At 37.8% G+C, this 11,472-nt stretch carries 14 protein-coding genes; 4 read left to right on the top strand and 10 right to left on the bottom strand.

Annotated elements, in window-relative coordinates; translation table 11 throughout:
• Positions 1-60 precede the first annotated feature (60 nt).
• The 7 genes from WKT10_RS14955 to WKT10_RS14980 all read right to left on the bottom strand — a co-directional run bounded on the left by WKT10_RS14955 (position 61) and on the right by WKT10_RS14980 (position 6,422).
• A complete protein-coding gene (locus tag WKT10_RS14955; RefSeq protein ID WP_081422996.1) occupies positions 61-498 on the bottom strand; it encodes a transcriptional repressor in 438 nt (145 codons plus the stop codon).
• 124 nt (positions 499-622) lie between these two features.
• Entirely contained in the window at positions 623-799 is a 177-nt protein-coding gene (locus WKT10_RS16075; protein WP_096807411.1) for a FeoB-associated Cys-rich membrane protein, read from the bottom strand.
• Between the two features lie 20 nt (positions 800-819).
• Positions 820-2,817 carry a ferrous iron transport protein B gene (gene feoB / locus WKT10_RS14960; RefSeq protein WP_066546332.1) on the bottom strand — a complete coding sequence of 666 codons (1,998 nt, stop codon included), beginning with the start codon at positions 2,815-2,817 and terminating at the stop codon, positions 820-822.
• Positions 2,818-2,895: 78 nt separating this feature from the next.
• Positions 2,896-3,108 carry a FeoA family protein gene (locus tag WKT10_RS14965; RefSeq protein WP_066546330.1) on the bottom strand — a complete coding sequence of 71 codons (213 nt, stop codon included), beginning with the start codon at positions 3,106-3,108 and terminating at the stop codon, positions 2,896-2,898.
• Positions 3,109-3,403: 295 nt separating this feature from the next.
• Positions 3,404-5,092 (bottom strand): recombinase family protein, encoded by a 1,689-nt coding sequence (locus tag WKT10_RS14970; RefSeq protein ID WP_340277958.1) that lies wholly within the window; start codon positions 5,090-5,092, stop codon positions 3,404-3,406.
• Between the two features lie 657 nt (positions 5,093-5,749).
• Positions 5,750-5,998: a helix-turn-helix domain-containing protein gene (locus WKT10_RS14975; RefSeq protein ID WP_002593582.1), complete on the bottom strand. Its 249-nt coding sequence runs from the start codon at positions 5,996-5,998 to the stop codon at positions 5,750-5,752.
• Positions 5,982-6,422 carry a sigma-70 family RNA polymerase sigma factor gene (locus WKT10_RS14980; RefSeq protein WP_002593581.1) on the bottom strand — a complete coding sequence of 147 codons (441 nt, stop codon included), beginning with the start codon at positions 6,420-6,422 and terminating at the stop codon, positions 5,982-5,984. Before WKT10_RS14980 ends, WKT10_RS14975 begins: the two co-directional genes overlap by 17 nt.
• A 525-nt stretch (positions 6,423-6,947) precedes the next feature.
• On the opposite strand from WKT10_RS14980, the gene WKT10_RS14985 reads away from it, so the two are divergent.
• Positions 6,948-7,298 carry a helix-turn-helix domain-containing protein gene (locus tag WKT10_RS14985; protein ID WP_002593580.1) on the top strand — a complete coding sequence of 117 codons (351 nt, stop codon included), beginning with the start codon at positions 6,948-6,950 and terminating at the stop codon, positions 7,296-7,298.
• 94 nt (positions 7,299-7,392) lie between these two features.
• Here WKT10_RS14985 and WKT10_RS14990 read toward each other — a convergent pair whose 3' ends face one another.
• A complete protein-coding gene (locus WKT10_RS14990; RefSeq protein WP_002593579.1) occupies positions 7,393-7,728 on the bottom strand; it encodes a hypothetical protein in 336 nt (111 codons plus the stop codon).
• A gap of 170 nt (positions 7,729-7,898) precedes the next feature.
• On the opposite strand from WKT10_RS14990, the gene WKT10_RS14995 reads away from it, so the two are divergent.
• Positions 7,899-8,156, top strand: coding sequence for a helix-turn-helix domain-containing protein (locus tag WKT10_RS14995; protein WP_038292320.1), 258 nt, complete (start codon positions 7,899-7,901; stop codon positions 8,154-8,156).
• Between the two features lie 20 nt (positions 8,157-8,176).
• Here the strand turns inward: WKT10_RS14995 and WKT10_RS15000 are convergent, their stop codons facing one another.
• On the bottom strand, positions 8,177-8,608 hold the full coding sequence (locus tag WKT10_RS15000) for a winged helix-turn-helix domain-containing protein (protein ID WP_002593578.1): 432 nt from the start codon (positions 8,606-8,608) through the stop codon (positions 8,177-8,179).
• A 150-nt stretch (positions 8,609-8,758) separates the two neighbouring features.
• On the opposite strand from WKT10_RS15000, the gene WKT10_RS15005 reads away from it, so the two are divergent.
• Together WKT10_RS15005 and WKT10_RS15010 are read left to right on the top strand one after the other, a co-directional pair.
• Positions 8,759-9,145, top strand: a complete 387-nt coding sequence (locus tag WKT10_RS15005; protein ID WP_002593577.1) for a BlaI/MecI/CopY family transcriptional regulator — start codon at positions 8,759-8,761, stop codon at positions 9,143-9,145.
• A gap of 1 nt (position 9,146) precedes the next feature.
• Complete coding sequence (locus WKT10_RS15010; protein WP_002593576.1) at positions 9,147-10,943, top strand: BlaR1 family beta-lactam sensor/signal transducer; 1,797 nt, start codon at positions 9,147-9,149, stop codon at positions 10,941-10,943.
• 96 nt (positions 10,944-11,039) lie between these two features.
• Here WKT10_RS15010 and WKT10_RS15015 read toward each other — a convergent pair.
• A partial coding sequence (locus WKT10_RS15015; protein ID WP_340277959.1) for a hypothetical protein occupies positions 11,040-11,472 on the bottom strand: 433 nt, incomplete at its 5' end.

Here is an 11,472-nt window from a genome sequence, read left to right on the forward strand (position 1 = left end):
TGCTTTGTGCCGGAACGGATTCCTGTAAATACCAGAATCAAAAGTACAGCAATTATAATCTCATTTACCATTTTCCCACGTTCCTTTCTCCATATATACTTTCAGTTTATCAAAACTTTCATCCGACAAGATATACTCCAGCATACTGGCCTCTTTTTCTGCCTGCTGTTGATCAACTCCCGCCTCTACCAGGATTTTTAGAAAAAAAGAGTGTCTGGCAAGTATTTTGTCCGCCAATGCATTTTCTTCAATCCTCTCCTTTCCATACTGGATCTCATACATTTTGTTTCTTCGAATCGCCCCTATATCTTCCAGCGACCTGACCATTCTATAGACTGTCGCTATTCCGATCGCAGGGTCTTTTTTTATCGCTTTATAATAAATTTCTTTACAGCAGACACATTCTTCTTCCAAAATAATATCCAGAAGAATTTTCCTTTGTGCCGTAATACGGCCTCCACACGCTCTTAACTTACGGAAAATTGTTTCTTTTTCCATTTGTGTCCTGGAAAAATCCGGATTTTCATTTTTCTGGCAGCTTTTCACAGACCTCACTCCATTTCCTGTGTTTTATATAAAAGGCCCACACCTTTTCCAAAGTGCGGGCTTTCCCTGAAATTTCCTATTTTTCTGCACTATGGCATCCGCAGCTGCACACTGTATGTCCTTCTTTTCCCGAACATTTTCCTGCAGATGGGCAGCCTATACATTTAACGCCTCTCTTCTTTGCTTTCCATATATAAACAGCCGCAGCGCCTATAATCAACAGCAGGATACCTGTTACCAACAAATCTGCCATACGTCGCTATCCTTTCTTTTTTATGCGTGGAGACGATACTCGGCGCTGAAAGCTTTCTCATTTCTCTGGATCAGCACAAGCAATGCCCCGGCAAATGCAGCCACTGCGATCAGTCCCGGAACAAAACCGTTTCCAAGGGTTCCTGTTGTTATCAGCGTACCTACCTGATATACGAAAAATGCAACTGTATAACCGGTAGCTAACTGCAATGCAATTCCTCCCCACAGCCATCTTTTATCCTGCATTTCAGAATTCATCGCACCAAGGGCTGCAAAACAAGGCGGCGTGAAAAGATTAAACATCAGATAAGCAAGTGCCGCGACTTTCGTAAGTCCCATAACCATTGCCACTTCATTTGCTCCGCCAACTAACGCCAGCTCATCCGTATCAATAAAATTCGTAAGTCCATAAACAACTGCCAGGGTGCCGACCACGTTCTCTTTTGCAATAAAACCTGTGATTGCTGCCGCTGCAAGCTGCCATACGCCAAATCCAAGCGGGATCAGAAGTACTGCAAAAGGAGAAGCAATCGAGGCAAGGATAGACGTATGTTCCATTCCCTCTTCCACTACCTGGAACTGCCAGTTAAAACTCTGCATAATCTGCACTGCAGTGTTACATACCAAAATGATCGTTCCTGCTTTCACAATGTATGCCTTACCGCGGGAAAGCATAGAAAGGGTTGCCCGTTTTAAACTCGGAATTTTGTATTCCGGAAGTTCAATGATAAAGAACGATTTACGGAATTTATATCCGGTAATCTTTTTTACCAATAATGCGCCCAGGAAAATCAACACAGCTCCAGCCAGATACATGGTCGGCCCTACCCATGAAGCGTCTGCGAAGAACGCCCCTGCAAATAACGCGATCACCGGGAGCTTTGCTCCGCACGGCATAAACGGCGTCAGCATGGCGGTTGCTCTTCTTTCTCTTTCGTTCCGGATGGTACGGCATGCCATGATACCCGGAATAGCGCATCCTGTTCCGATCACCATAGGGATTACAGACTTTCCTGATAAACCAACTCTCTTAAAAATCGGATCTAAAACCACAGTAGCGCGAGCCATATATCCACAGTCTTCCAAAAGAGCAATCAGGAAATACATCACCATTACCAGAGGCAGGAAACCGACTACTGCGCCTACGCCTCCAATGATGCCATCCACCAAAAGCGCCTGAAGGAATGGATTTGCTCCTTCCACCAAACCTGCAACCCAGCCCTGAAAAGCTTCAATACAGCCAACTAACCAGTCCGCAATCCATGTTCCAACCGTAGACTGGGATATGTAAAACACGCCAAACATAACCACTGCAAAGATTGGGATTCCAACAAATTTATTGGTAAGCACCGCATCGATGCTGTCCTGCTTATTTTTATCCTTTGTTAAAACTTTTCTTTTTTCTACTGCTTTTACAATCCCATTTACAAATTCAAAGCGCTTCCTGTCGGCTGCCTCAACCTGCGCTTTGTCTTGCAGATCAATATCCGCCTGCACATATGGCGCTTTCTGCACACGTCCTTTTAATGCTGCTGCATGATTTACAACCTCTTTTAATCCTTCATGTCCTGAGGTTATAGATACAGTCTGAATAACTGGACAGCCTAATTTATCCGCTAATTTCTTTACATCAATTTCTGTTTTTTTCTTCTCCGTAATATCGCTTTTATTAAGAGCAACTACCACCGGGATTCCCAGTTCCAGAAGCTGCGTTGTAAAAAACAAACTTCTGCTCAAATTAGTTGCATCCACAATATTAATAATCGCATCCGGATTTTCGTTTTTTACATAACTGCTGGTAATACTCTCCTCCGATGTAAACGGAGACATAGAATAGGCTCCCGGTAAATCTACCGCAATCAGTTCCTCCGAACCGCCGTAATATCCTTTCTTGATCGGACTCTCTTTTTTCTCTACTGTAACTCCAGCCCAGTTTCCCACACGTTCATTTCTTCCTGTGAGCGCATTGTACATGGTTGTTTTTCCGCTATTGGGATTTCCTGTCAACGCAATTCTCATTGATGTTTCCTCCTTCATACTCAGATTAGCGTGAGCTAACCCATCATTTTAAAAAAACAGTGATCAAAATCACCATTTTTATATTGAAATAGCCTGCGCTAAATCAGTATCAATATTATATCTGCCATCTTTGATAGATACCACGCAGCCGCCTTTTCGATGCGTGATCACAGTAATCGGCTCTCCGCTGTAACATCCCAGAGAAAACAAAAACTCATTTAATTCTTCATCATCTGTCAATATATCTTTGACAATATATTCTTTTCCTTCTTTAGCCTCTGATAAATTCATAAACCTTTGGCACACTCCATTCCTTTTATATCTATATATTTATTTTATGTATCAGATAAGTTATTCTTCATTCACACAAGTTAGCTTATCCTAATTTTTATATTTTGTCAAGTCCATTATTGAGTTTTTTTATCGTCAAGCATTTAATTTTTTGCATATAAAAAGGACTAAGTCCTTTAAAGCCATAGCTTTTAGGATTTAGCCCTTTTTGAGATATAAGGAAAGGGAAGCCAAAACAATGCTTCATATATTCCTGCACATCTTTCCTTGTAACAACCAGCGTTGTGAAGTAGAATTACTTGTGGTTCTCTATTTTCCTGCATTGGCAATCGCTGCCTGTGCTGCCATTGCCAGTTGTAGGACTCTCGATCAGGCTAACTGTTGGATCATTTTTTCGACCCTCGACCTGTAATTTCAAGTCATCATCGACTATATTCAATTTCCATACAAAACAGTCTGGATATACGATTATTTCCTTTACAAAAGCATCTATCACTTCTTCAGGTATGCTATGTGTTGAGAAATTAAAATTCTGTTCCAACCCATACTTTAATACCTGTAAGCGTTGATCATATTCTTCATCCGAAACTTCTTCGTCTATCTGATATGACTGTAGCATTTTCTGCCACTTTTCTTTTTCCTCAAACAAGCTCTTTTTCTTCTCGTCGAATTTTGCTTTGTCGATTTCCCCTGCCATTCTCATATCAACCAGATTATCGAATTTCTTATCTATAATCGCAATCTTTCGCTGCGTTTCTTCTATCTCACTTTGAAAATCAATATCCCTATCATCTTTAAAGTGTTCTTCCAGCATTTCATTTGCGATTTCTATAATTCCATTTCTGTCTTGCCAAAACTTCTGAAAGATTATATCTGCCATTGCCCCCAATTTCCATCCCGGAACCATCGGTGTATCACAGATACCTTCTAAATCAAGTCCTTTCTTTTTTCGAGTGGCAATACTTCCAGTTCTCACCTGTGAATAGCATTGATAACAATACTGTGGAATGCCATTTACTCTGCGCCAAACCCGCCTATTCATAGATGCTCCACAATAGCATTTCAACTTTCTGCACCAAACATCATTGGCTTTATGCTTTCCCCTGCGTCCTCTATTATTAACAGAAAATGATTTAGAATCAAGCATTTTTCTTACTTTTTCAAATTCTTCTTTAGTAACAATAGGCTCATGTGAACCTTCTACTGCAATTTGCTCTACTTCTCCCCAATTCTTAACCTTCTTTTGCTCCAGATAATCCGGAACGTATTCTTTCCTATATAATATAATTCCACAATAAAATGGATTATTCAATATCCTACTTATATAAGATGAATACCAATGTGTCAATCCAGTTGAAGTCTTTCTCCCTGCCGCTTCGAGTGCGAATTGAATTTTTCGCATTCCCATACCATCTAAATACATATCATAAATCATGCGAACAGTTTTGGCTTGCTCTTCGTTAATGATAAAATCTTTTCCTACTTTATCATACCCCAAAATATTTCCATTTCCATATATAACACCATTTTGGAAGGAAATCTTCTGCCCCGCCTTTACTCGAACTGATGTTTTTTTACTCTCGTTCTGAGCAAGTGTTGCCATAATAGTCAATCGAAGCTCGCCATCCTCATCATTCATTGTCCAAATATTGTCTTCAGTAAAATATACTTCTACACCATATTTTTTCAACGTTCTTGTCTGTTGTAACGTATCAACAGTATTTCTGGCAAAACGAGAAACCTCTCTGGTAACAATGAGATCAAATGCTCCATTTTTAGCATCTTCCATCATTTCGAGGAAACTCTGTCTTTTATTAACGGATGTTCCAGTAATACCTTCATCAATGTATCTCTTGTATAATTTCCATTCAGGATGATATTGGAATAAATTATCGTAATACTGCACTTGGTTTTCCAAAGCTGATATTTGTGCTTCATGCTCAGTAGACACTCGTGCATATATTGCAACTAATCTCTCCTTCATCGTATTCTCCTCTTTTATTTTTCCTACATTGTTTCTACGTTTTTATATTAACATAGATAGTCCCTATTTTCAAGCGAAACTTTCTTCTCTGTGTCACTTCTGATATTTCTAAAAACAAACTCAGATATTTTTCCCTGATTATATAGGCTTTTAACAAGTGCTAACGCAATAATTCGCTCCATATCATTCTTTTGCTTTATATTTCTTTTTTCTTTGTTCACCATAAACTCCTTTCACTTATTATGCACCTTATCTGCCAATGACAACCCACACCCCATTGCAGGCTCTCATCGGCAGATAAAAATGCAATACAGGTGGCAGGTCATTACTCTGCCCACATCGGTCTTGCACCGTCATTCAAATTGACCGGACTGCAAATCTCTTTACAATCCGGAAGTATCATTATTACAGATATGCTTCATCGCCCTGTGTTACTGCCACACATTTTGTCAGATTTTTCTCGCTCCATACCTTTGCTTCAATGTCATGTTTCAACACTTCTTCGCGTTCACCCTTAAAAGAGCAGGTACATCTTTGCGAACCTACCTAGTGGCTCGGCATATCCTCACGTCCTGTATGCAAAAATATTCAGTTGTCAAGGTACAACGCTGCATCATTTCCAATCAATGAATAGAAAGGGAACTTTCTGATCGGATGCTATGCAACTTCAAAAGCCAATATTTTTGTAATCAGCTTGGTTTCCAGTCTGCGACGCAGCGTTTCATCAATGCAGTAATGCACCTGTCCACTTTCGTCATACAACTTTCTGGTAGACAATTTGATTATGTATCCCTCATAGTGCTTTAACACTGCATTGATAGCGCTTACATCACCCTCTGATGCTGCCTTTATAATATGGAAAGGCAACAAATTTTCCTCATTTCTGCTTTTATACATCTTTTTCATCTGCTATTCCTTCCATAATCTTCTTCAAAATTTCAAGTGAGCGTGTCCTGTGTTCATGAATGGTACTGCGAACCAGATTCATTTCTCTTGCAATATCCGCATCGCTCATTTCCATAAAATACGAAAGTAAAATGACATTCCTTTTTCTTTCTGTAAGTTCCTTCAAAGCTTCAGCAATCAGGGTATTTTTTACTTCAATGTCATAGCCATGCACTTCAAAATGATGATATTCTGTTCCATACTCATCCATAGTAAATAATTTGCTCAACTCCTTTTCCGACAGTTCAGAGAATGCAACTTCGTGTTTCCTGCGATAGTCCATGTGTTTGTAATAATTTACAGCTTCGCCTTTTAATGCCATCTGGCATAACCGATCAAATTGGTGCCGGATAGTCATTTCATCTTTAGAAGAAGGTTGCCCCATACGAGTTCACCTCCTCCCGTTCCGAATGCCAAGGCTTTTGCCTTTTTTCCCTTCCGGAGTATCTCCCAAATGAAACCGGGGAGATGTTCGGGTGGATTGAAAAAATTTTAGAAAAATTTTTCTGTATATAAAAAACGCCCTTATGGGCACATACCCACAGGACGCTATTTATATCTGATATTAAATTTTCTCCACATTTTACGAGTGTATATAATGCACTTTCAATTGTAGAATTTGCCACATTACTTAAAATGTGACCTATTTACCTATCCTTCCACGCAATAGGCAGGATAATATTTTCCAAATACAAAAATATCCTTTCAACGGTTCAGAATCCATAACTCTCCCAAACACATTCAAAGGATAAAAACATGAGAAAAAACCTTTGAATACTGCGTTTTTTTATATGCAATATCCAAAGTTACTTATTTTATTCAAGTGCATTATATCCCTCTGATATAGTGCGTTATTAGTTCATTTTCTTTTTAAATGGTGAACTATACACTATATACGGAGGTGCATGACATGGCTAAATCTAAGAAAATTGATAAAGACATGGGTTTTCGCCTGAAGAAAGCCAGATTAGACCAAAAGCTGACTTATGATGAATTATCCGAAAAATCCGGTGTTTCATCAAGATATATCAAAGAGATCGAAAATCATGGTAATGTTCCAAGCCTTGAAAAACTCGGTCAGCTCATTCGAGCTTTACACATCTCTGCTGATCCGTTCTTTTATCCGGCAGCTCCAACTGATAATCTGGATTACCAAAGACTGTTGGTTTATCTTTCAGAATGTACAAACGATCAGATAACCACCATTCTTGCACTGGTAGAAGCCTATCTTCGTACATATAAGACCCATGAAACAGAATAGCAGAAAGATTTCGATTTTTTCTGGATTATTTCTGAATTATTCTGAAGAAAAACAGGGTGGTCAGCTTCCTGGTAAGCCATCCACCCTGTTTGAACTATTCTTTGATATGCATAAGCACTTCTTTCACTTTGTTTCTTTCCTTTAAAATCCCCAGTCCGTCAAATATCTGCATTACATCTACCATCCCCTGATAGTAGGCTCTTTGTTCTTCTTGAAAATGAGCGTGATCCACTATATCCATATAATTTTCGAAAAATTCTCTGTGCTCTGCAGAAAGCTCAGCCAACACCGTTTCATATTCCCGATTCGCCTTTTTCAATGCTTTATCTGCATTTTCCGATTCGTTTGTGTGAACAGAATACTCTCGTTCTTCTGCTTCGCTTCTAAGTTCCTCCAATACCTCTGCTACTGTTTCAAATACTTCGTTCATTTTGTATCCACCTTTCCATATAAGTATTGCATTTTGCAGTCAGTATTATCAATCCCAAGATTACATCAAATAAATTTATTTTCTTATACTTCATCTTTAGAAGTATATTATCAACATTATTCCGTAAAATCAATCATGTAGCACTTCATCTTTAGAAAGTTGGTATTTGAATGAAGATTTACTGGAATAAAGAAAAAAATTCCAAAAACCTTATTGGACAACGTGTAAAAGAATTACGAACCGAAAAGCACATATCACAAAAAGCATTAGCTGAACAACTCCAGCTTGCCGGATATGAATTTAGTGATTTGACTGTATTACGCATTGAACAAGGGACACGCTTTGTACCGGATTATGAAGTAGTGGCTCTGGCAGAATTTTTTCATGTATCTTGTGAATATCTCTTGGGTGTTAAAAAAGAAAAATAAGCAGTGATCTGGACTATAACTTACAGACCACTGCTTAAATTTTTATTGAAGCGATACCCTACTCCCCATACAGTCTGTATGTAAATCGGTTTACTTGGATTATCTTCTATTTTTCCACGCAGGTTGCGGATATGGCTCATGACAATATTATAATCACCAAAATATGGCTCTTTCCAAACAATATTATATATTTTCTCCTTGCTAAATACCATTCCAGCATTTTGCGCTAACAGTAAAAGAATTTCAAATTCCGTAAAAGTAAATTCTATTTCTTTGTTTCCTTTTACCGCCAACCGTCTTTCAGCATTTATTGTTAATCCCTGAAATTCTAAGCATTTTTTTATGTTCTTATTTTCACATATTTTCATTTGCTTATTTTCTAATATGCTTAATATCTCGCTAATAACATCATCTTCACTATTTTCAAATGACAACAGCAACATTTTCCCCATAACTTTCCACCTCCTCAAATCTTACTTATGTAATAGTTCAATTATTACACAAGTAAGATTTACAGTCAACTATTTTTCCAAAATTGACATTTCAACAAATACAGAATATACTATTTTTATTACAGGCGTAAGATTTAAGGAGTGATTTACATGAAGAATTTACCACAAATTTCGGAAGCAGAATTTGAAGTTATGAAAATTGTATGGAAATATGCCCCCATTAACACCAATGAAATAACAGAAAAATTACTACAAACAACAAACTGGAGTCCCAAAACTATCCAAACGCTCATTAAGCGTCTTGTGACCAAGGGTGTTCTCACTTATGAAAAACAAAGTCGTGTTTTTGTTTACACACCGTTAGTAAAAGAGTGTGAATATATTAGTCAAGAAAGTAATTCTTTCTTGAATCGCTACTATAATGGTGACATTACCTCTATGCTATCTGCATACATAGAAAACGATAAACTGTCTGAAACAGAAATTGAAACACTTCGCTCCCTTCTTTCCAAGAGTTCCAAAAAAGGAGGCGATTAACATGGCTAATTTCATGATACGCTTTTTATTATGCAATGTATTTATCAGCGGTATCGTTGGAATTCTTTTGATAGCCAAATGGGTATTCAGAAACAACTTGTCCAGCCGGATGCAGTATAATCTATGGTTGCTGTTACTCGGACTTTTAGCAGTGCCTTTTATCCCCTTCCGTCTAATTAGTTTTCCGCAAATTTTCTCATGGCTCAGTAGCGTAAGAAACTCTTCCGCTTCTCATGCCGATGTTGGTGCAAATAATGTTATGGATACCGTTTTATCTGGTACTACAAATTGGATGAATGACTTTGCCCTTTCTGTAAATAAAGACACGCCATCCGTTACCGGATATATTTTATTAGGTATATGGATTGTGGGAATGCTTGCGATGATGATATTGGTAATCAAATCTTCTCTTCGTTTACGCATAATAAAGAGATCTGCGCTCCCCCTTCAGAACCCAGAGGTTCGCAGACTGTATAACAAATGCTTGAATGAGATGAAAATAACAAGGAATATTCCTGTGTACAGTACCGCTTTTTTGAAATCACCTATTATCGTAGGATTTTTGAAGCCATGTATTTATCTGCCAATTCATTTAATCTCAGATTATCATGAATCTGATATGAGATATATGCTATTGCATGAACTGCAACACTACAGACATAAGGATGCCATTGCCAATTATCTTATGAACTTTGCCGGAGTGCTTTATTGGTTTAACCCCTTTGTCTGGTTTGCGCTAAGAGAAATGCGTAATGACAGAGAAGTTGCCTGTGACACTTCTGTTCTGAAAATGCTGGAAGAAGACGATTATGAGAATTATGGAAATACGCTGATTAACTTTATAGAAAAGGTCTCCATTTCTCCTTTTCCGTTTGCTGCCAGCCTTAGCGGAAACATGAAACAAATAAAGCGTCGCATTATCAACATCGCTTCTTATGAGAAACCAACGTTTTACAAGAAGTTAAAAGGCATGACTGCTTTTATACTGACCACAGTTCTAATAATGGGACTTACACCTTTTATTTCTACATATGCAGCGGACGAAAGTCACTACCAATGGAAATCTTCCTCAGAAAATATTTCATATGTAGATTTTTCTAAATACTTTGGAAAATACGAAGGAAGCTTTGTTTTATACGATCTGGGAAATGATGCCTGGAGCATACATGATATAGAACATGCTACGCTACGAGTTGCGCCGGATTCCACTTACAAGATATATGATGCTTTATTTGGATTGGAAGAAGGTGTCATTACACCAGAAGATTCCTTTATTGCATGGAATGGAGAAAGCTATCCGTTTGAAGCATGGAACGCTGATCAGACCTTGCAGTCTGCTATGGCTTCATCTGTGAACTGGTACTTCCAATCAGTGGACGAACAACTTGGTACTACTTCCGTTTACGATTATATCAAGAAAATCGGATATGGAAATAAGAACATGAGCGGCGATTTCTCCACCTATTGGATGGAATCTTCCTTGGAAATTTCCCCGGTAGAACAGGTCGAACTTTTAACTAAGCTGCAAAATAACAGTTTAAGCTTTGCCCCTGAAAACATCAATGCAGTAAAAGATTCCATATGCATTTCTTCTTCCGATGCCGGATCATTCTACGGAAAAACTGGAACCGGACGAGTAAACGGACAAGATGTGAATGGTTGGTTTATAGGCTATATCGAAACTGCAGATAATACATACTTTTTTGCTACCAACATTGGTGCTGACAGCAATGCTACCGGAAGCAACGCTACTGAAATAACCATGTCTATTTTGTCTGACATGAATATATGGAAATAAAAAAATCGGGTAAAGGTCATAGTCGTATAATCCTTTGCCCGTTTTTTTTATTTTCACTTTATGCATAAAAGCGTTTCAACTATCCAGTTCTATACGTCAAGAATTAGATTTATTATTGATGTATTCTACAATTTCTCCAATAAAAAAAGATATCAATGTCCCAATTGAAACAAACAAACTATCTCTATCACCTAATGATTCAATGAAGATTGAAAATGTAAACGTAAAGTTACTATACATATAATCATAAAAAACGTATTTCAGAGAACCTATCAAGAGCATCAACCCGAAAGAAATTAATGCATATATTAGACACAGCAAAAAGCTAATGTCAATGCTGCGTTTGACAATGATTTTTCCCATAAAAAAACCTAAAATAAAAACCCCAATATCAATATATGTATATATAATTAAAAAGCCCAAATAGGCTAAGGCAGCATTATATTTGGGAAATAAATAAAAACAAAGAAAATAAGCTAAAGCCACACATACAAAATATACTAAAAATGGAGAATACGTTCTAACAAAC

It is taken from the genome of Enterocloster sp. HCN-30185 (genome assembly GCF_037890305.1).
In the GTDB taxonomy this organism is placed as follows: domain Bacteria; phylum Bacillota; class Clostridia; order Lachnospirales; family Lachnospiraceae; genus Enterocloster.